The organism is Streptomyces sp. NBC_00385 (assembly GCF_035917155.1).
GTDB classification, from domain to species: domain Bacteria; phylum Actinomycetota; class Actinomycetes; order Streptomycetales; family Streptomycetaceae; genus Streptomyces; species Streptomyces poriferorum.
This window is the reverse complement of record NZ_CP107951.1, coordinates 5,291,232-5,311,312: the sequence shown is the minus strand read 5'-3', so window position 1 is coordinate 5,311,312 and position 20,081 is coordinate 5,291,232. Positions and strand designations below refer to the sequence as shown.

Genomic DNA, 20,081 nt, shown 5'->3' with positions numbered 1-20,081 from the left:
GCGTGACGGCGGCGGCGGGTCGCGCGGGGGTCAGCCCGTGGCCCGCTGCCCCCGCCTGGTCAGCCACAGCACACCCGCCGCACCGGTCAGCAGCACCGTGCCGCCGAGGGTGCCGAGCGCCACGGCCGAGTCCAGCGGGCCGGTCTTGGGCAGCGATGTGTCGGTGTCGGGGGTGGTCGCGCTGCCGCCGCTCGCGCCGCCGCCCGCAGCGGTGACGTCCAGGGAGAGCGAGGGGCCCGGGTTGTTCGACGGGGTGCAGGTCGTCGTCGTACCGAGCGCCTTGATGGTGAGCACCCCGGCGGTGAAGTCGACCTTGCCGCTCTTCTTCGGGGTGTAGGTACCCGACAGGTCGTTGATCTTGATGGGGCTGTTGGCGGGAATGGCCGCGGAGTTGGCGGGGCCGGAGACCTGGACCTGTCCCGGGTCGGCGCCGCCCACCTTGATCACCGCACTGGGGTTCATCGCGCCCTTGCCCAGTTCGACCGGGCTGGAGGAGACGCCCTTCTGGAAGGACATGGTGAGCTTGTAGCCGCTGCCGCTCTTGACGCTCTTGATGTCGATCGGCGAGACGGCGGCCTTGTCACCGATCGGGGTCTTGCACTTGTAGTTGACGTCGACGACCGTCGCGTGGGCGGCGGGCGCGGCCAGCAGCACCACCGCGCCGGCCAGCCCGGACGCCAGCGCGAGAGCTGTTCGCTTCTGGTTCGACACCTCGAGTTCCCCTCATGCCGGGAGTCGCCGCGCGCCGCTCGGGTGCGGCACAAGAAACTGACGACACATCAGATTGGCCGTCAAGGTACGCCCGGGGCCTTGTGGAGGGAAGACAAAGAGCGCGCCGATCCGGCGCGCTCTTCGAGGGGCGTACGAGCCCAGGGGGACGAGCAGGGAAAACCTGCGCGGGACTACACGGGGGCGGCCAGCTCCGCCCAGACGGTCTTGCCGGGCTCACCCGGAACCCGTACGACTCCCCAGTCCAGGCAGAGCCGCTGCACGATGAACATGCCGTGACCACCGGGCCGTCCGGCGCGGTGCGGGGTTCGGGGAGCGGGCTGTCCGGCACCGCCGTCGGCGACCTCCACCCGCAGCGCCTTCGGCGTGCGGGCGATGCGGAGCTCGTCGGGGCCGTCCGCGTGCAGACAGGCGTTGGTGACCAGCTCGGAGACGACCAGCAGGACATCTTCGGCGGCGGCACGACGGTCGGCGGTCGAGGCGGGGAGCCAGCCCCAGTCATGGAGTGCCTGGCGGGCGAAATCGCGGGCCGTCGGCACGATGCCGGTGGCCTCCCGCAGCGACAGCGTGCGCCACTGCCGCCCCGCGGGCTCTGCGTGCGCGGCGGAGGGGACGCCGGTATCCGCGTCCGCGCGGATGCCCGCGTCGGCGCGTGCACCCACGCCTGCGCCCTCCGGCTCGCGGCCGAGGTCGCCCGGCGGATGCTGCCGGGTGGTGCTCATCAGCGCTTCACCTCACCGATTCACCATGTCGCCATTGATACAGATACAGATACAGAAACGAATAGTGGTACGGACACCGATACAGCTACCGCACCGACACGAAACGTGCAGGTCTCCCACGGCTCGCCGAGGTGTCTCCTGCCCTGCCGATTCATGACAACACCCACTTCGCCTATGCGGAACGCGTGACACGGGCAACAGATGGGGCGCCCGTGGTGTCGAACCGCGGCACTATCAGGTGTCCAGGGCCGCTTCGAGGGAGTCGTGGACGGTGAATACCGCCTCGGCCCCGGTGATCTCGAAGACCCGTGCCACCACCGGCAGCATTCCGGCCAAATGGACCCCTCCCCCGGCCGCCTCCGCCTTGAGGCGGGCACCGAGCAGCACATTGAGCCCGGTGGAATCACAGAATTCGAGTCGCGAGCAGTCGACCACCAGGCGCGCACGCCCCTGCTCGACCGCGTGCTCCAAGGGCTCGCGCAGCAGGTCCGCCGTGTGGTGATCGAGCTCACCCACCGGCGTGACAACCTCACTGCGGCCCTCGGTCCGGGCCTCGACCTGAAGCCGACCCCGGTTCGCGCTGCCGACCGTCCCGCGGTCCATGCCCGTCCCTCTTCGTCTCGTCACTGTCCGCGTCAATACGCATGCAGATGAGTTGCAGCTCTCGCTGACGTTCTTAAAACACTACGCGTTCCGTGCGCCACGCGGTAGCCGAAGAACTCAACAAACCGGACATATAGCGTCAATTGGCGCTTGTAACGACCCGCAGGAACCGGGTAAGGGTAGGGGGACACCCAAAACACGGCCGGCTTTGGAGGCGCCGCTTCACCGCAGGAACACGTATGGGCATCGGCAGCCATATGCCGAGAACGATGGAGGAGACCATGTCACCCCGGCTCGACGAACCGCGTACCCACAACGCGACGTCAGCATGTCCTCAGGGACTGACCGAATCAGACTCCCCTGCTGCGGCCGTTTTGGACGGCACGCGCAACAGCACCACCAGCAGTGGCAGTGACACCAGCAGTACCGAAGACAACAGCACCGAAGGCGTGACCGGTCTCGAAGGACTTCCCGAGATCCCCCCCTACGCCGAAGTGGGGCCGCTGGACGCCAGGGCCCTGTCCAAGACGCTCTTCGCCCGGCTGGAATCCCTCGAAGAGGGCACGCACGAGTACTCCTACGTACGCAACACGCTCGTCGAACTGAATCTGGCCCTGGTCAAGTTCGCCGCCTCCCGGTTCCGCTCGCGCAGCGAACCGATGGAGGACATCATCCAGGTCGGCACCATCGGCCTGATCAAGGCGATCGACCGGTTCGAGCTCAGCCGTGGCGTCGAGTTCCCGACCTTCGCGATGCCGACCATCATCGGCGAGATCAAGCGCTTCTTCCGCGACACCAGCTGGTCCGTGCGCGTACCGCGCCGCCTGCAGGAACTGCGGCTCGACCTGGCCAAGGCGGGCGACGAGCTCGCCCAGCAACTGGACCGCGCGCCCACCGTGGGCGAGCTCGCCGACCGCCTCGGCATCACCCATGACGAGGTCGTCGAGGGCATGGCCGCGAGCAACGCGTACACCGCGAGCTCGCTGGACGCCAAGCCCGAGGAGGACGAGAACGAGGGCGCGCTGGCCGACCGGATCGGCTACGAGGACCACGGTCTCGAAGGCATCGAGTACGTGGAGTCCCTGAAGCCGCTGATCGCCTCGCTGGCGAGCCGCGACCGGACGATCCTCTCGCTCCGGTTCGTCGCCAACATGACGCAGTCGGAGATCGGCGAGGAGCTCGGCATCTCGCAGATGCACGTGTCGCGCCTGCTCTCCCGCACCCTGGTCAAGCTCCGCAAGGGACTGACCCTGGAGGAATGAGCGAGCACCCGCGACGCGCTTGCGGGACTGCTGGATCGCCTGCCGGATCAAGGACCTGCCCCGCCGAGGGGCAGGTCCTTCCGCGTTCCACCGTCTCCGGAACCCGGTCAGGCGCCGCTTCCTCCGCGTGGGTGAGCCGTGACGCCGCTTCTCCGCGTGGATGAGCCCTGACGCCGGTTCCTCCGCGTGGGCGGCGCCCGCTCAGACGCCGCGCGGTGCCACGGCGCGCTCGCCGCGCCGCCAGACCTCGTGGACCAGCGGGACGCCCGGCCGATAGGCGAGGTGGACGTGGCTGGGGGCGTCGAGGACCACCAGGTCGGCGCGCGTGCCGGGGGCGATCCGGCCGATGTCGTCGCGGCGCAGGGCCGCCGCGCCGCCCGCCGTGGCGGACCAGAGCGCCTCGTCCGGGGTCATGCCCATGTCCCGGACGGCGAGGGCGATGCAGAACGGCACGGACGAGGTGAACGAGGAGCCCGGGTTGCAGTCGGTGGAGAGCGCGACGGTGGCTCCCGCGTCGAGGAGGCGGCGGGCGTCGGGCCAGGCGGCCCGGGTGGAGAACTCGGCGCCGGGGAGCAGCGTGGCGACGGTCTCCGACTGGGCCAGGGCGTCGACGTCGGCGTCGGTGAGGTGGGTGCAGTGGTCGGCCGACGCGGCGTCGAGCTCGACGGCGAGCTGGACGCCGGGGCCGTGTCCGAGCTGGTTGGCGTGGACCCGGGGATGGAGGCCCTTCGCCCGGCCCGCGGTCAGGATCGCCCGGGCCTGGTCACCGTCGAAAGCGCCCTTCTCGCAGAAGACGTCGATCCAACGGGCGTACGGGGCGCAGGCGTCGAGCATCGGGCCGGTGACCAGCTCGACGTACCCGGCCGGATCGTCCGCGTAGTCCGGGGAGACGATGTGGGCGCCGAGGAAGGTGACCTCGTCGGTGTGACGGGCGGCGATGCGCAGGGCGCGGGCCTCGTCCTCGACGGTGAGGCCGTAGCCGGACTTGGTCTCGAACGTCGTGGTGCCCTGGCGCAGCGCCTCGGCGAGGTAGCGGGCGACGTTGGCGGAGAGCTCCTCGTCGGTCGCGGCGCGGGTGGCGGCGACGGTGGTCCTGATGCCGCCCGCGCTGTAGGCGCGGCCGGACATCCGGGCGTTGAACTCCTGGGTGCGGTCGCCCGCGAAGACGAGGTGGGAGTGGGAGTCGACGAAGCCCGGGATCACGGCCCGGCCGCCCGCGTCGACGGCGTTGTCAGTGGCGGGTGCTTTGCTTGATTCACCGGTCCAGACGACCCGGTCGCCCTCGATGACGACGGCCGCGTCCTGGATCAGTCCGAGGGGGGAACTGTCGCCGAGGGAGGGGTCGTTGGTGACCAGTGCGGAGATGTGGGTGATCGCGGTCGTCGTCATCGGGGGGCTGCTCTCCTTGCGTGGGGACGGCGGAGTGGCCACCGCCTGGGTGCTCAGTGGTGCAGGGCCGCGATGGCTCGCGCGAGCGCTCCGGGGACGTCGTCGACCGACGCGTGATGTCCGTCGCGGACGAGGTGCCGGCCCGCGACCACGGTGTGGCGCACATCAGCGGCGGAGGCGGCGAATACCGCTGTTTCGGCTGCCAGCCTGGGCACCGGTCCCGCTGTTCTGACGGAGTCGAGGGCGACGGTCACGAGGTCGGCGGGGGCGCCGGGTTCGAGGACGCCCGCGTCCGGCCGGCCGAGTGCGGCGTGGCCGTCGGCGGAGGCGGCGCGCAGCAGTGCGGCGGCCGTCCAGTGGCCTCGGGTGCGGGTGCGCAGGCGCTCGTTGAGCTCCATCGCGCGGGCCTCCTCGAAGAGGTCGATCACGGCGTGGCTGTCGCTGCCCAGCGAGAGCGGCGATCCGGCGCGCTGGAGGGCGACGGCCGGGCCGATGCCGTCGGCCAGGTCGCGTTCGGTGGTCGGGCACATGCAGGTGCCGGTGGCCGTCGAGCCGATGAGCTCGATGTCCTCGCCGGTGAGGTGGGTGTTGTGGACGCCGGTGGTGCGGGGGCCGAGGACCCCGTGGTCGGCGAGGAGCCGGGTGGGTGTGCGGCCGTGGGCGGCGAGGCAGGCGTCGTTCTCCGCGGTCTGCTCGGAGAGGTGGACGTGCAGCGGGGCGTGCCGCTGCTCGGCCCACTGGGCGACGGTGGCCAGCTGGTCCGCGGGGACGGCCCGCACGGAGTGGACGGCGGCGCCGATCAGGGTGTTCTCGTCGCCCTTGAGGAGACCGGCGCGCTCCGCCCAGGCGTCGGCGGTCGTGTCGGAGAAGCGCAGCTGGTGCCGGTCGGGCTGCTGGTACTGGGAGGGCCTGCGGCCGAACCCTGCGGCGAGGTAGGCGGTGTCCAGCAGGGTGATCCGGATTCCGGCCTCGCGGGCGGCCGCGATCAGGGCCTCACCCATCGCGTTCGGGTTGTCGTACGGGACGCCGCCCGGCGCGTGGTGCAGATAGTGGAATTCGCCGACCGCGGTGATGCCGGCCAGCGCCATCTCGGCGTACACGGCACGGGCCAGGTCGTAGTACGTGTCGGGGGTGAGCCGGGACGCGACCTGGTACATGGTCTCGCGCCAGGTCCAGAAGGTGCCGGAACCGACCTGGACGGTGGAGCGCAGAGCACGGTGGAAGGCGTGCGAATGGGCGTTGGCGAGGCCGGGCAGGGTGAGCCCGCGCAGCACGGTCGCCCCGGGTGGCGGGGCGTCGACGCCGGTCCGCACCCCGGCGATCCGCCCGCCGGACACCTCCAGGACGACGTCCGGCTCGACATGGGTGCCGAGCCAGGCGTGGGAGAGCCAGTACGTCACGGCGGCGGGCCTGCCCACGGGCTCCGTGGCGAGCTCCGTGGGCTCCGTCGTCGGCCCCGTCGTCGGCTCCGTCGTCGGCTCCGTCGTCGGCTCGGTCGTCGGCTCGGTTGTCGGCTCGGTTGTCGGCTCGGTTGTCATCGGCACGCGAGACCTTCCAGTACGTCGGCGAGTGCGATCACCCCGGCCACGCAGTCGTCCTCGGCGGCGTACTCGGCCGGCGAGTGCGAGATCCCGGTGGGGTTCCGTACGAACAGCATGGCGGTAGGGACCGAAGCGGACAAAATACCCGCGTCGTGTCCGGCTCCGGTGCCGAGTACGGGGACGTCGCGCCCGGTGTCGCGGAGGGCCGCCCCCTTCAGGAGCGCGCCCAGCTCGTCACGCAGGGCGTGCTCGAACTCCACGACGGGCGTGAAGGACTCCCTTACGACGTCGAGGTCGATCCCGGCCCGCTCGGCGTGTTCCCGGGCGGCCCGCTCGATGCCGGCGACGACGGTGTCCAGGGCGTCCTGGTCGGCGGCGCGGGAGTCGAGCCAGCCGCGCACGAGCGAGGGGATGGCGTTGACACCGTTCGGCTCGACGGCGATCTTGCCGAAGGTGGCCAGCGCTCCGGCCAGTTCCGCCTCCCGGCGGGCCGCGAGCACCGTCTCGGCGTACGTGAGCATCGGGTCGCGCCGGTCGGCGAGCCGGGTGGTGCCCGCGTGGTTGGCCTCGCCCCGGAAGTCGAAGCGCCAGCGTCCGTGCGGCCAGATCGCGGACGCGATGCCGACCGGGTCGCCGCTCAGGTCGAGGGCGCGGCCCTGCTCGACGTGGAGTTCGACGAACGCGCCGATACGGGCGAGCCGTTCGGGGTCCGGGCCGATGGCGTCGGGGTCGTACCCGGCCGCCTCCATGGCCTGCGGCAGGGTGATGCCGTCACCGTCGCGCAGCCGGTGCGCGGCCTCGACCGTCAGCTGCCCGGCGGCGAGCCGGGAGCCGACGCAGGCGAGGCCGAAGCGGGCCCCTTCCTCGTCACCGAAGTTGGTGATCGCCAGCGGCCGGGTGAACTCCACTCCCCTGTGGCGGAGTTCATCGAGCGCGGCGAAGGAGGAGACGACCCCGAGCGGCCCGTCGAAGGCTCCGCCGTCCGGCACGGAGTCGAGGTGCGAGCCGGTGACGACGGCGTCCCCCGCGAGGGGGTCGCCGAGCCAGGCCCACTGGTTGCCGTTGCGGTCCACCTCGCAGTCGAGGCCGCGGGCCTCGGCCTGCATCCGGAACCAGAGGCGGCAGTCGGCGTCGGCCCCGGTCCACGCGTAGCGCCGGTAGCCGCCGGACTCGGCGTTGCGGCCGATGTTCCTCAGCGACGCCCACATCGCGTGGAAGGTGGGGCTCACGCGGCGGTCCCGTCCGTGCCGGACACGGTGCTCGTGCGGGATGCGGCGGTCCCGTCCGCGTCCGCCGCGGTACTCGTGCCGGACGGGTCGCCCTCGCGCATCGGGACCCTGACCCCGCGCTCCGCGGCGACCGACTCCGCGATGTCGTAGCCGGCGTCGACGTGCCGGATGACGCCCATGCCCGGGTCGTTGGTGAGCACCCGGCGGATCTTCTCGCCCGCCAGCTTCGTACCGTCGGCGACCGTGACCTGTCCGGCGTGGATGGAGCGGCCCATGCCGACCCCGCCCCCGTGGTGGATGGAGACCCAGGAGGCACCGGAGGCCACGTTGACCATCGCGTTCAGCAGCGGCCAGTCGGCGATCGCGTCGGATCCGTCGAGCATGGCCTCGGTCTCGCGGTACGGCGAGGCGACCGAGCCGCAGTCCAGGTGGTCACGGCCGATGGCCAGCGGTGCGACCAGTTCGCCACTGGCGACCATGTCGTTGAAGCGCTCACCGGCCTTGTCCCGCTCGCCCTGGCCGAGCCAGCAGATGCGGGCGGGCAGGCCCTGGAAGTGGACGCGCTCGCCGGCCATCTTGATCCAGCGGTGCAGCGACTCGTTCTCCGGGAAGAGCTCCAGCATCGCCTTGTCGGTCCTGTGGATGTCGGAGGCCTCACCGGAGAGCGCCGCCCAGCGGAACGGGCCCTTGCCCTCGCAGAACAGCGGCCGGATGTACGCGGGCACGAAACCGGGGAAGTCGAAGGCCCGCCCGTATCCGGCGAGCTGGGCCTCGCCGCGGATCGAGTTGCCGTAGTCGAAGACCTCCGCACCGGCGTCCATGAAGCCGACCATCGCCTCGACGTGCTTCGCCATCGACTCACGGGCGCGCCGGGTGAAGTCGGCGGGCTTCTCGGTGGCGTAGTCGGCCATGTCGTCGAAGTCGACGCCGAGCGGGAGGTAGGCCAGCGGGTCGTGCGCGCTGGTCTGGTCGGTGACGATGTCGACCGGGGCGCCCTCGGCGAGCATCCGGGGCAGCAGCTCCGCCGCGTTGCCGAGCAGTCCGATGGAGAGCGGCCTGCGCGCGTCCCTCGCCTCGGTGGCCAGCTGGAGCGCGTGCTCCAGGCTGTCCGCCTTCACATCCAGGAAGCGGTGCTCGATACGGCGCTCGATGGCGCGCGGGTCGCAGTCGATACAGATCGCGACGCCGTCGTTCATCGTCACGGCGAGCGGCTGGGCACCGCCCATCCCGCCGAGCCCGGCGGTCAGCGTGATCGTCCCGGCCAGCGTGCCGCCGAACTTCTTCGCGGCGACGGCGGCGAACGTCTCGTACGTGCCCTGGAGGATGCCCTGCGTACCGATGTAGATCCACGAACCGGCGGTCATCTGGCCGTACATGGTGAGCCCGAGCGCTTCGAGGCGGCGGAACTCCTCCCAGTTCGCCCAGTCGCCCACCAGGTTGGAGTTGGCGATCAGGACCCGCGGGGCCCACTCGTGCGTCTGCATGACACCGACCGGCCGCCCCGACTGGACGAGCATCGTCTCGTCCTGCTTGAGCGTCCGCAGCGTGCGGACCATCGCGTCGAACGAGCGCCAGTCGCGGGCCGCCTTGCCCGTGCCGCCGTAGACGACGAGCTTGTCGGGGTGCTCGGCGACCTCGGGGTCGAGGTTGTTCTGCAGCATGCGCAGCGCGGCTTCCTGCTGCCATCCCAGGGCGCTCAGTTCGGTACCGCGCGGTGCCCGTACGGGGCGGGGTCCTGACATGGCAATGCCTCCTCGCGACTGTGAATTTTCTATTCACATCTTGAGCGGCTGAATAGCTCCAGTCAACAGGGCGTGGCGGGACGACGGGTCCGCACACCCCGGCACACCCCAAAGCGGGCCACAGCAGCCCGCGGCGGGGCATTTTCCCGAACCTCTCGCATGTACCTATGGAAAATGCCAGAACCTCCACCTGGAGCGAGCACGTTGCGTAACCTCTGGGTCACAGCCGCACGCAGCGTCGGAGGGGAGTCCGCGTGCCCGGAATCGACGAGTGCCTGCTCGACGTCATGAGACTGCCCGGTGCCCGTGGCGCCTCCGTGGTCGACTGGACGAGCGGTCTCGCTCTCGGCACCATCGGTGACTCGCCCAACGGCGATCACGAGGCCACCGCCGCGGAGACGGCGGAGGTGGCGCGGATGGCAGCCGAACAGCCCGCCTTCGCGGCCGGCTTACCGGAGGTACCGGTCGCCGGGGACGGCACGGGAGCCGCGGGGACACCGCCGCCCGTCGAGGATGTCATCGTCACCACCCGCGCCGGGTACCACATCCTCAGATTCGTCGAGACGGACTTCGACAGCAGCGTCTTCCTCCACCTGTGGCTGGACCGCGCGGAGGGCAATCTGGCCCTGGCCCGGATACGGCTGGGCGAGATGGCCGAGCGGCTGGTCCTGGCATGAGAACCCCCGCCCCCTCGACCGCCCGGGCCCCGGGCGCCCCGGCCCCCGTCCTCTCGCCCATGCTCCAGCGCCTCGCCGCCGAACGGGCCACCGGCGCCCTCATGCGCGACCGCGGCACCCTCTACCTGGCCGACGGCAAGGTGGTGCACGCCGAGAGCCCCTCCACCCCCGGCATCGACGTCCTGCTCACCCGGGGCGGCGCGCTGCGCCGCGAGGGCTGGTGGGACGCGGTCGCCCAGGCCGGTGCCGGGCAGCGGGTGGGCCGCTACCTCGTGGACAGCGGCCGGGTGCCGGGCGGCGCCCTGGAGCTGTGCCACCTGGGGGCGCTGTACGACGCGGCGTTCTTCGCCCTCGCCCCGACCCGGGCCCCGGCCCGCTTCCGCTACGGGGTCGCCCACTGGATCGGCCCGGTCCGCCCCGTCCCCGTGGACGCCGTGCAGCGCGAGACGCTCCGGCGCAGGGAGCTGCTGGACCGGATCTGGCCGGAGTCGGTGACCGACAGTGCCCCGCTCGTGGGCACCGGCCGGCCCGCCGACTCCCCCGTGCCCCCGTACCGGCGCCGCGTACTGGAGCGCGTGGACGGGGTGCGTACGGCGACGGACATCGCGCAGGAACTGGGCAGGTCGGCGTTCCACACCCTGGTCGACCTGCGGCGGCTGGCGGCCGCCGGACTCGTCGCCGCGGCACGGGAGACGGCGGACCCGGCCGGCCGCATCGCGCTCCCCGAGGTCACGGCCGACCCCGACGTCGCCCTGTTGCGCCGGCTCCGAGACGCATTGGAGGCCCTGTGATACGCGCGCTCAGACAGCGTGCCGGGAGGAGACAGCTGATGGTGCCCGAGGCCGAAGTGCAGGACGTCCTGGCCGAGCTCCAGCGGTTACGGGCCCGCGTTCCGCTGCTCTCCGGGGCCCTGGCGGCCAGCACCGACGGACTCGTCCTGGCCCATGACACCCCGGGCGTGGAGGCGGAGGGCGTCGCGGCGCTGACCGCGGCCGCGCTCGGCGTCTCGATCCGGATGACGGACGCGACCGGCCGCGGCGGCTTCCGCGAACTCCTCGTCCGCGGCGAGACCGGCTACATCGCGACGTACGCCGCCGGCTCCTCGGCCGTACTGACGCTGCTCGCCGAGGACCGGATCAACGTCGGAAGGCTCCATCTGGAGGGCCGCAGGTCCGGCTCCCGGATCGGCGAACTCGTCGACGCCGCCCTGGAACGCACCCCCCAGCCCGCGCCGGGCCCCCGGGCCCCGGTGCCCCGCACCCCGCCCCAGGCCGGACCCCTGCCGCACCGCCCGACATGACCCCGCACGACATGACCTGCACGACATGACCCCGCACGAGCCCGGCACGACCCAGAAACGGAACCGGTCCTCCCGACCGGTCAGGGAAAGGAAACGAGCACTCATGGCGAACACCGAAGCGTCACTGAAGGAAGCGATGTCGTCCATCGAGGGCACCACCGGTGTCGCCCTCGTCGACTACACGAGCGGCATGGCGCTGGGCACCCTCGGCGGCGGCAAGGACTTCAACCTGGAAGTCGCGGCCGCGGGCAACACCGACGTCGTACGCGCCAAGCTCCGCACCATGGAACACCTCGGCATCCAGGACGAGATCGAGGACATCCTGATCACGCTGGGCACCCAGTACCACCTGATCCGGCTGCTCAAGACCCGTGGCAACAACGGCCTGTTCCTGTACCTCGTACTGGACGCCGGCCGGGCGAACCTGGCCATGGCCCGCCACCAGCTGAAGAAGATCGAGGCCGACCTGGAGATCTGAGGCGCCGCGTCTCTCGAACCCCGGCGTCAGCGGGAGCGCCGCGCCCCACCGGGCGCCGCGTCGCCCGCCGCGGGCCCCGTCGTCCGGTAGGCCTCGACCTGCTTGCCGGCGGGGCGCCCGCGCCCCACCCTGTCCGTACGGACCCAGTACAGGACGTCGTCCCGGCGCTCCCGCTGCCCGATCCGGACGGCCTTGGCCCAGAGCCCGGCACCGGCCCCGGCGAGCAGCAGCCCGCCCGCCCCGGGCACGGCGAACGCACTGGCGACCGCCGCGAGGAACGCCCCGAGCAGCCACCAGCGGTGCCCCCGGCGCCAGTTGCGTACGGTCACGGCCCGGTCCTGGAGGAAGTCGGTGCGGCCGGCCCGGGTGGCGCCCCTGGCGAGCGAGGCGTACCGGCCCCCGCGCGACAGTGCGACGACGGCCATGGTGACCAGGAACAGCGCCGCCCCCGCCGGCAGGCCGATGCGGCGGCCGGTGAGTCCCGGTACCAGTGCCCCGATGGCTGCCGCGACCAGGCCCGGCCACCACAGGGGCGCCGCTCCGGCCCGTACGATCACGGCCACTCTCGCCAACGACTGCGCTCCGCGCCCCACGTCCGTGCCCCTCTCGACGGCTCCCGTGCTCCATTCCGTGGGCGCAGATTAAGGGCCGTACATGAGCGATGTCTGAGAAACGGCGGGGGCGGCCACGGACCAGGTGATGCGGGGTTCCGTCACTCGACGAACAGGCCCCGCGCCGCCGCCCGCGCGTCGAACTCCTCCAGCCTCGCCTGTGCGTCGGGCAGGTCGTCGCACATGGCTTCCAGCAGCACCCGCCCCAGCAGCATCGGCGCGCAGGCGGTGTCGAAGGCGAGCCCCGTTCCCACGGCGGCGGGGATCAGCAGATCACTGTGCGCGGCCACCGGCGCGAAGGCGGAGTCGGCGACCGAGACCACGGCCAGTCCCTGGTCCCTCGCGTGAGCGAGGGCGTCCACGACCTCGCGGGGGTGGCGCGGCAGCGCGAAGCAGATCAACGCACTGGCACCGGCCCGCCGGGCCGCGTCGATCCGGTCGTGCAGCATGCTGCCGCCCTCGTCGAGGACCCGGACGTCCGGGTGCACCTTGGCGGCGAAGTATCCGAAGCCCCGGGCCTGCGAGGAAGCGGCGCGCAGCCCGAGCACCAGCAGGGGCCGCGAGGCGGCGAGGAGCCGCCCGGCCCGCTCGACGGGCCCCGGGTCGGCGAGCAGTTCGGCGAGGTGGCGCAGGTTCTCGATCTCGCCGAGCACCGCCTGCTGGTACTCGTTGTACGTGTCCTCCCCGTCGCCCTCGCCGGGGCCGGCCGGGGCGACCTCGCGCAGGTGCTTGCGCAGCGCGGGATAGCCGTCGAACCCGAGGGCGACGGCGAACCGGGTGACGGAGGGCTGGCTGACCCCGGCCAGTTCGGCCAGTTCCACGCTGGAGAGGAACGGAGCGTCGCCGGCCCTGCGCACCATCGAGTGCGCGATGCGCCGCTGCGTGGGCGTGAGCCTGCGCCCCTCGAACAGCTGCTGCACACGCGCGGCCGGGCTGCTCCCGCTCATGCTGTCCCCTCGGTAGATCGGCCGTGCCGGGATCCGGCACCGACGAATCCATTCAGCCAGCAAGCCGTCTGCATGTCCATATGCAGCCGCTCCGTGGACGGCCGGCCCCGCTGTTCCCCCTACGGGAAACAGGGGGGCTAGCCCCACTGACCGGGCCGTCCCCGCTTCGTACCGTGGAACCATGGACGCACCCGACACCGAGCTCAAGAAGGAGCTCAAGGCCACCCTGCAGGCCCGCAGCGAGCTGGGGGCCGAGTACGAGTCCGCGCTCGTCGAGTCGTTTCTCGAGAAGGTCGAACAGCGCCTCGACGGCACGCTCGACCGCCGGGTCCGGCGCCATCTCGCCGAGCAGCAGATCAGCGTCGCCCGCGGGGCGCGCACTCCGCAGCTGCCGCTCGGGAACTTCGGTGAGCGCTTCGGGTTCGGGATCATCTCCATGATCCTGGCGATCCCGCTGTCCGCCATCGGTGTCGCGAACGCGGGGATCGAGGGGCTCGTCGTGGCCTGGCTCGGCATCGTCGGCGTCAACATCGTCCAGGCCGCCCACAGCGGGCGGGTGTTCAGGCGCCGGGAGAGCGAACGGCGGACGACGTCCGACTGGGAGGACTGAGCGCCTCAGGCCTGGCGGGTCGGCAGCACGACGACCTGGCGCAGGTTGATGTGGCGTGCGCGGCTGGTCGTGTACGCGATCAGGTCGGCGATCTCGTCACCGGAGAGCCCGCCGAGCGCGTCGAACATGCCGTCCAGCTGCCCGCTGAGTTCCGCGTTGTCGACATGGCCGGCCAGTTCGGAGTCGGTGAGGCCGGGCTCGATGTTCGTGACGCGGACGTCGCGCGGGCCGAGTTCGGTGCGCAGCGAGGCCGACAGGTACGTGAGCGCGGCCTTCGTGGCCCCGTACACGGCGTAGTTGGGGAACGTGACGTGCGCGCCGATCGACGAGATGTTGACCAGATCGGCGGTGCGGCCCCCGGCGGCGGCCGCCACCAGGTCGGCCGTGAAGGCCCGGATGATGCGCAGGACACCCGTCACGTTCGTGTCGAGCATCCGCTGCCACTCGTCGGCGCGGCCCGCTTCCACCGGGTTCGGCAGCATCACACCGGCCGCGTTGACCACCAGGTCCACCGGGCCGAACTCCGTACGCACGCGCTCGGCGGCGGCGTCCACGGACGCCTGGTCGGTGACGTCGGTGACCACGACGAGTGCCTGGCCGCCGTCGGCGGTGATCTTCCCGGCGAGCTCCGTCAGCCGGTCCTCGCGGCGGGCCAGCAGCGCCACCCGTACCCCTTGGGCGGCGAGCAGCCGTGCCGTCGCGTTCCCCATGCCGCTGGCGGCTCCGGTGATGACGGCGGTGCGGCCGGCGAGCGTTGCGTACGCCATGTCGGTACTCCTCGGTGCTGGTGCTCCGGGGCGCTTCCCCGGGCCGGTCCCCACTCTGTGACGGCGCGCGGCGGCTACCCAGGGGTGCGTCCTTCCTGGGTCCGGCAGTACCAGGCTGGGATGCGGCCGGTCTTCTACGATCGGCCGCATGGACGGCGACCTCGGAGACTTCCTCCGCTCACGACGTGCCCGCATCCGGCCCGAGGACGTGGGGCTGAACTCCTACGGCCGCAGGCGCGTCCCCGGGCTCCGGCGCGAGGAGGTCGCCCAGCTCGCCGGGGTCAGCGTCGACTACTACATCCGGCTGGAACAGGGCCGCGGCCCCAGCGTCTCGGACGCCGTGCTCGACGCGATAGCCCGGGTGCTCCGGCTGGACGGGACGGAGCACGCCTATCTGCGCACGGTGGCCCGCCCCGCACCGCGCAAGGCCGCTCAGCCCGCCTCGCAGCGGGTACGGCCGGGGCTGCGGCTGCTCCTGGACACGCTCGACCCGGCGCCCGCCTTCGTCCTGGGCCGCCGGATGGACGTCCTGGCGTGGAACGCGCTGGGTGACGCGGTCGTCGGCTTCTCCCGGATGGCCGCCGCCGAACGGAACATGCCGCGGCAGACGTTCCTGGAACCGGCGGCTCGGGAGCTGTATCCGGACTGGCCGGCCGTGGCGGCGGAGACGGTCGCGTATCTGCGCCTGGACGCGGGACTTCACCCCGACGACAGGCAGCTCGCCACCCTGGTCGGCGAACTGTCCATGAAGAGCGAGGACTTCCGCCGGCTGTGGGCGGACCACCAGGTGAAGGCGAAGACGTACGGCGTGAAGCGGATCGACCACCCGGTCGTGGGCGGGCTGACGCTTCCGTACGAGACGCTCGGCGTGCCCGGCGACCCGGACCAGTCCCTGGTGGTCTACACCCCGGAGCCCGGTTCGGAGACGGCGGAGCGCATCGCCCTGCTGGCGAGCTGGGCCGCCGCGCCACAGGCGCTGGGCGGGGATGAGGAGGGTGCGCGCGGTCTCCGCGCATAGATGTGTCGCGGGGACCGCCGCACCCCCGGTTTCCCAGGGGGCGGGACGACGGCGGTCCCCGCGAAGGACGCGATCCGGGTCAGGGCCGGATCTCGCATCCGGGCGACGGTGGAGGTCCGGGAGCCGCTCCGTAGTCCGTGTCGCCGTTTCGGTGCCGGCGGGTTTCCCTGCCGACACCCACTAATCTGCCCGAGCCGTGTTAAGCCGGTGCTGCGGCCACGTGTCGCGCTCGTACCGTTTTCACGAAGTGCGCGTTCCGGCCCCGGGCCGCGCGTTCCGCTCCACGGCCGCGCGTTCCGCTCTACGGCTGGGCGGGCGTGGCCGACGCGTCCTTGGCGAGGAACGCCAGCAGGTCCTGCCGGCTGACGACGCCCTTCGGCTTGCCCTCGACGAGCACGATCGCCGCGTCGGCCGCGCCCGTGCCGCCGAGCACCGCCATCAGGTCCTCGACCGGTTCGCCGGAGCCGACCTGCGGCAGCGGCGGCGACATGTGCTTCTCCAGCGGGTCGGTGAGCGAGGCCTGCTGGGCGAAGAGCGCGTTCAGCAGCTCCCGCTCGACGACCGAGCCGATGACCTCGGCGGCCATCACGTCCGGGTGTCCGGCACCGGGCTTCACGATCGGCATCTGCGAGACGCCGTACTCGCGCAGCACGTCGATCGCCTCGCCGACGGTCTCCTCCGGGTGCATGTGGACGAGCGTCGGGATCGGACCCGCCTTGTAGTCGAGGACGTCGGCGACACGGGCGGACGGGCCGGTGTCCTCCAGGAAGCCGTAGTCGGCCATCCACTCGTCGTTGAAGATCTTGCTGAGATAGCCGCGGCCGCTGTCCGGCAGCAGGACGACGACCACGTCGTCGGGTCCGAGCCGCTTCGCGACCTCCAGGGCGCCCACGACCGCCATGCCGCAGGAACCGCCGACCAGCAGCCCCTCCTCCTTGGCGAGGCGGCGGGTCATCTGGAAGGAGTCCTTGTCGGACACGGCGACGATCTCGTCGGTGACCGTCCGGTCGTACGCCGACGGCCAGAAGTCCTCGCCCACGCCCTCGACCAGATACGGCCGGCCGGAGCCGCCGGAGTAGACCGAGCCCTCCGGGTCCGCGCCGACGACCTTGACGGCGCCGCCGCTCGCTTCCTTCAGGTAGCGGCCGGTGCCGCTGATCGTGCCGCCGGTGCCGACCCCCGCCACGAAGTGGGTGATCCGCCCGTCCGTCTGCTCCCACAGTTCGGGACCGGTGGTCTCGTAGTGGGAGCGCGGGTTGTTCGGGTTGGAGTACTGGTCGGGCTTCCAGGCTCCCGGCGTCTCACGGACCAGCCGGTCCGAGACGTTGTAGTACGAGTCCGGGTGCTCCGGGTCGACCGCCGTCGGGCAGACGACGACCTCCGCACCGTAGGCGCGCAGCACGTTGATCTTGTCCGTGGACACCTTGTCCGGGCAGACGAAGATGCACTTGTAGCCCTTCTGCTGCGCGACGATCGCCAGGCCCACGCCCGTGTTGCCGCTGGTCGGCTCGACGATCGTGCCGCCGGGCTGCAGCTCGCCACTCTGTTCGGCGGCCTCGATCATGCGCAGGGCGATCCGGTCCTTGACCGATCCGCCGGGGTTGAAGTACTCGACCTTGGCCAGGACCGTCGCCTGGATGCCGGCCGTCACACTGCGCAGCCTCACCAGCGGGGTATTGCCTACGAGACTGATCATCGAATCGTGGAATTGCACCGTGTACTCCGGGGTCTCCGAGATGGTGCCGCAAGAGTATGCGTACGGGCACGAGATTGGGCGAAGCGATTGAACGACGGCCACTTGGGGGCAGTTAGCTCTGTGTACGGCGGTAGGGCAGTACGGCAAGGAGGAGGTGGACCGGACTGTGTCGAGGGCAAGGGTGGCACGGCGGATCGCGGCGGGCGCGGCGTACGGCGGTGGCAGCATCGGGCTGCTGGGCGCCGCGGCGGTGGGCGTCCTGCTGGCGGAGGTCCAGCTGGCGAAGCGGCAGGTGGGAGGCGGCACCGCACCGGTACCGCCGAGCGCGGACGGGCGGTACGGGGTGGCGTTCGCCGGCCCCGCCGACCCGCTGAAGTTCGGGCTGCTCGGGGACTCCACGGCGGCCGGGCAGGGGGTGCGCCGGGCCGGGCAGACTCCGGGGGCGCTGCTCGCCTCGGGGCTCGCGGCGGTGTCGGAGCGGCCGGTGGATCTGCGGAACGTCGCGCAGCCGGGGGCCAGGTCGGACGATCTGGAGCGGCAGGTCTCGCTGCTGCTCGCGGACCCGGCCCGGGTGCCGGACGTCTGCGTGATCATGATCGGCGCCAATGACGTGACACATCGGATGCCCGCCACCCAGTCGGTGCGCTGTCTGACGACGGCGGTGCGCAGGCTGCGTACGGCGGGCGCCGAGGTCGTCGTGGGCACCTGCCCGGACCTGGGCACGATCGAGCCGGTCTACCAGCCGCTGCGGTGGATGGCCCGCCGGGTGAGCCGGCAGCTGGCGGCGGCGCAGACGATCGGTTCGGTGGAACAGGGCGGGCGCACGGTGTCACTGGGCGACCTGCTGGGCCCGGAGTTCGAGGCGAACCCGCGGGAACTGTTCGGCCCGGACAACTACCACCCGTCGGCGGAGGGGTACGCGACGGCGGCGATGGCGCTCCTGCCGACACTGTGCGCGGTGCTCGGCCTGTGGCCGGAGACCGACCGGCTGGACGGGGCGCGGCGCGAGGACATGCTGCCGGTGGCCAAGGCGGCCTCCCAGGCGGCCAAGGAGGCCGGTACGGAGGTCACGGGGGCCCGGGCGCCCTGGGCGCTCCTCAAGCACCGCAGGCGGCGGCGTCTGCCCGCGGCGACGGAGCCGCACCCGCACCCGCACCCGGAGATGCACGGGGAGGCGGGCGGCTCGACGCGGGTGGAACGGCGCCCCGGCACCGGCACGGACACCTCGCCGCGGCACGCCTGAGGATGCGCCGTGCGGGGCCCCGCAGGACGTGCCGTGCGGGGCCCCGCACGATGTTCCGCGCGGGGCCCCGCACCCCCTCGCGTCCGACCCACCGTCAACGAACTGAGCGGTTGCTTAGAAAAGAGGCCCGCATCACACGCCCTGTCGGGTGACCTCAGCAGTACGTCCGGGTAACTTCCAGAGCAGTCCTGCCAGACAGCCTTCCAGCCCTCATGGAGCCGCGTGATGCCCGAAGCCGTGATCGTCTCTGCTGCCCGTTCGCCCATCGGCCGGGCCTTCAAGGGTTCGCTGAAGGACCTGCGCTCGGACGACCTGACCGCCACGATCATCCAGACCGCCCTCGCCAAGGTCCCCGAGCTGGACCCGAGGGACATCGACGACCTGATGCTCGGCTGCGGCCTCCCCGGCGGCGAGCAGGGCAACAACCTGGGCCGCATCATCGCCGTACAGATGGGGATGGACCACCTTCCCGGCTGTACGGTTACGCGCTACTGCTCGTCCTCCCTGCAGACCAGCCGCATGGCGCTGCACGCCATCAAGGCCGGCGAGGGCGACGTCTTCATCTCCGCCGGCGTGGAGATGGTGTCCCGCTTCGCGAAGGGCAACTCCGACAGCCTGCCGGACACCCGCAACCCGCTCTTCGCCGACGCCGAGGCCCGCACCGCGGCCCGCGCCGAGGAGTCCGGTGCGAGCTGGCACGACCCGCGCGAGGACGGCCTGGTCCCGGACGCGTACATCGCGATGGGGCAGACGGCCGAGAACCTGGCCCGGATCAAGGGCGTCACCCGTCAGGACATGGACGAGTTCGGCGTCCGCTCGCAGAACCTGGCCGAGGAAGCCCTCAAGAACGGCTTCTGGGAGCGCGAGATCACCCCGGTGACGACCCCGGACGGCACGGTGGTCTCCAAGGACGACGGCCCGCGTGCGGGTGTCTCGCTGGAAGGCGTGCAGGGCCTGAAGCCGGTCTTCCGCCCCGACGGCCTGGTCACCGCGGCCAACTGCTGCCCGCTCAACGACGGCGCCGCGGCGCTCGTGATCATGTCCGACACCAAGGCGCGCGAGCTCGGCCTGACCCCGCTGGCGCGGATCGTCTCCACCGGCGTCTCCGGCCTCTCCCCCGAGATCATGGGCTACGGACCGGTCGAGGCGAGCAAGCAGGCCCTGAAGCGGGCCGGGCTGACGATCGACGACATCGACCTGGCCGAGATCAACGAGGCGTTCGCCGCCCAGGTGATCCCGTCCTACCGCGACCTGGGCCTGCCGCTGGACAAGGTCAACGTCAACGGTGGCGCCATCGCCGTCGGCCACCCCTTCGGCATGACCGGCGCCCGGATCACCGGCACGCTGATCAACAGCCTGCAGTTCCACGACAAGCAGTTCGGCCTGGAGACCATGTGCGTGGGCGGCGGCCAGGGCATGGCGATGGTCATCGAGCGCCTGAGCTGAGCCGGTCCGGGCCGGGTCCGGGCTGCACCGAGCCGCTCCGGGCCCGGACCGGGTCCGGTCGCCGCGGGGGG

19 protein-coding genes and 1 pseudogene are annotated in these 20,081 nt (G+C 71.9%); 9 read left to right on the top strand and 11 right to left on the bottom strand.

The features are described 5' to 3' along the window. Window positions 1-30: 30 nt before the first annotated feature. From OG959_RS23760 to OG959_RS23750, 3 genes are all read right to left on the bottom strand, one after another. Entirely contained in the window at window positions 31-711 is a 681-nt protein-coding gene (locus OG959_RS23760) for a peptidase (protein WP_326661501.1), read from the bottom strand. A gap of 191 nt (window positions 712-902) precedes the next feature. After that, on the bottom strand, window positions 903-1,451 hold the full coding sequence (locus OG959_RS23755; protein WP_326661499.1) for an ATP-binding protein: 549 nt from the start codon (window positions 1,449-1,451) through the stop codon (window positions 903-905). Window positions 1,452-1,685: 234 nt separating this feature from the next. Continuing rightward, window positions 1,686-2,054, bottom strand: coding sequence for an STAS domain-containing protein (locus tag OG959_RS23750; RefSeq protein WP_326661497.1), 369 nt, complete (start codon window positions 2,052-2,054; stop codon window positions 1,686-1,688). Between the two features lie 281 nt (window positions 2,055-2,335). Between OG959_RS23750 and OG959_RS23745 the strand changes: the two genes are divergently transcribed. Next, entirely contained in the window at window positions 2,336-3,316 is a 981-nt protein-coding gene (locus OG959_RS23745; RefSeq protein WP_326666569.1) for an RNA polymerase sigma factor SigF, read from the top strand. 201 nt (window positions 3,317-3,517) lie between these two features. Here OG959_RS23745 and hutI read toward each other — a convergent pair whose 3' ends face one another. The 4 genes and pseudogenes from hutI to hutU all read right to left on the bottom strand — a co-directional run. Further along, complete coding sequence (hutI, locus tag OG959_RS23740; protein ID WP_326661495.1) at window positions 3,518-4,705, bottom strand: imidazolonepropionase; 1,188 nt, start codon at window positions 4,703-4,705, stop codon at window positions 3,518-3,520. 53 nt (window positions 4,706-4,758) lie between these two features. After that, entirely contained in the window at window positions 4,759-6,243 is a 1,485-nt protein-coding gene (locus OG959_RS23735; RefSeq protein WP_326661493.1) for a formimidoylglutamate deiminase, read from the bottom strand. After that, window positions 6,240-7,454 carry an allantoate amidohydrolase gene (locus OG959_RS23730; protein WP_326666567.1) on the bottom strand — a complete coding sequence of 405 codons (1,215 nt, stop codon included), beginning with the start codon at window positions 7,452-7,454 and terminating at the stop codon, window positions 6,240-6,242. The genes OG959_RS23735 and OG959_RS23730 overlap by 4 nt, the downstream gene beginning before the upstream one ends. A gap of 107 nt (window positions 7,455-7,561) precedes the next feature. Then, a pseudogene (gene hutU, locus OG959_RS23725) lies at window positions 7,562-9,217 on the bottom strand (urocanate hydratase); the annotation flags it as partial. 254 nt (window positions 9,218-9,471) lie between these two features. On the opposite strand from hutU, the gene OG959_RS23720 reads away from it, so the two are divergent. The 4 genes from OG959_RS23720 to OG959_RS23705 all read left to right on the top strand — a co-directional run bounded on the left by OG959_RS23720 (window position 9,472) and on the right by OG959_RS23705 (window position 11,672). Then, window positions 9,472-9,894, top strand: coding sequence for a hypothetical protein (locus tag OG959_RS23720; protein ID WP_326661491.1), 423 nt, complete (start codon window positions 9,472-9,474; stop codon window positions 9,892-9,894). After that, window positions 9,891-10,685, top strand: coding sequence for a transcriptional regulator (locus OG959_RS23715; protein ID WP_326661489.1), 795 nt, complete (start codon window positions 9,891-9,893; stop codon window positions 10,683-10,685). The genes OG959_RS23720 and OG959_RS23715 overlap by 4 nt, the downstream gene beginning before the upstream one ends. A gap of 38 nt (window positions 10,686-10,723) precedes the next feature. Next, window positions 10,724-11,194: a roadblock/LC7 domain-containing protein gene (locus OG959_RS23710; RefSeq protein WP_326661487.1), complete on the top strand. Its 471-nt coding sequence runs from the start codon at window positions 10,724-10,726 to the stop codon at window positions 11,192-11,194. A 103-nt stretch (window positions 11,195-11,297) separates the two neighbouring features. Then, window positions 11,298-11,672, top strand: a complete 375-nt coding sequence (locus tag OG959_RS23705; RefSeq protein ID WP_326661485.1) for a hypothetical protein — start codon at window positions 11,298-11,300, stop codon at window positions 11,670-11,672. Window positions 11,673-11,698: 26 nt separating this feature from the next. On the opposite strand, the gene OG959_RS23700 is transcribed toward OG959_RS23705, so the two are convergent. Both OG959_RS23700 and OG959_RS23695 read right to left on the bottom strand, forming a co-directional pair. Next, on the bottom strand, window positions 11,699-12,235 hold the full coding sequence (locus tag OG959_RS23700; protein ID WP_326661483.1) for a hypothetical protein: 537 nt from the start codon (window positions 12,233-12,235) through the stop codon (window positions 11,699-11,701). Window positions 12,236-12,384: 149 nt separating this feature from the next. Next, window positions 12,385-13,230: a MurR/RpiR family transcriptional regulator gene (locus tag OG959_RS23695; RefSeq protein ID WP_326661481.1), complete on the bottom strand. Its 846-nt coding sequence runs from the start codon at window positions 13,228-13,230 to the stop codon at window positions 12,385-12,387. Between the two features lie 181 nt (window positions 13,231-13,411). On the opposite strand from OG959_RS23695, the gene OG959_RS23690 reads away from it, so the two are divergent. Then, window positions 13,412-13,840, top strand: coding sequence for a hypothetical protein (locus OG959_RS23690; RefSeq protein WP_326661479.1), 429 nt, complete (start codon window positions 13,412-13,414; stop codon window positions 13,838-13,840). A 5-nt stretch (window positions 13,841-13,845) separates the two neighbouring features. On the opposite strand, the gene OG959_RS23685 is transcribed toward OG959_RS23690, so the two are convergent. Then, window positions 13,846-14,607 carry an SDR family oxidoreductase gene (locus OG959_RS23685; protein WP_326661477.1) on the bottom strand — a complete coding sequence of 254 codons (762 nt, stop codon included), beginning with the start codon at window positions 14,605-14,607 and terminating at the stop codon, window positions 13,846-13,848. A gap of 148 nt (window positions 14,608-14,755) precedes the next feature. On the opposite strand from OG959_RS23685, the gene OG959_RS23680 reads away from it, so the two are divergent. After that, window positions 14,756-15,625, top strand: a complete 870-nt coding sequence (locus tag OG959_RS23680; RefSeq protein ID WP_326661475.1) for a helix-turn-helix transcriptional regulator — start codon at window positions 14,756-14,758, stop codon at window positions 15,623-15,625. Between the two features lie 301 nt (window positions 15,626-15,926). On the opposite strand, the gene OG959_RS23675 is transcribed toward OG959_RS23680, so the two are convergent. Further along, the gene (locus OG959_RS23675; RefSeq protein WP_326661473.1) at window positions 15,927-17,339 is read right to left on the bottom strand and encodes a cystathionine beta-synthase; all 1,413 of its coding nucleotides are present in this window, start codon (window positions 17,337-17,339) and stop codon (window positions 15,927-15,929) included. A gap of 163 nt (window positions 17,340-17,502) precedes the next feature. On the opposite strand from OG959_RS23675, the gene OG959_RS23670 reads away from it, so the two are divergent. Together OG959_RS23670 and OG959_RS23665 are read left to right on the top strand one after the other, a co-directional pair. Then, entirely contained in the window at window positions 17,503-18,564 is a 1,062-nt protein-coding gene (locus OG959_RS23670; RefSeq protein WP_326666566.1) for an SGNH/GDSL hydrolase family protein, read from the top strand. Between the two features lie 225 nt (window positions 18,565-18,789). Then, a complete protein-coding gene (locus OG959_RS23665) occupies window positions 18,790-20,010 on the top strand; it encodes an acetyl-CoA C-acetyltransferase (protein ID WP_219571353.1) in 1,221 nt (406 codons plus the stop codon). Window positions 20,011-20,081: the final 71 nt, after the last annotated feature.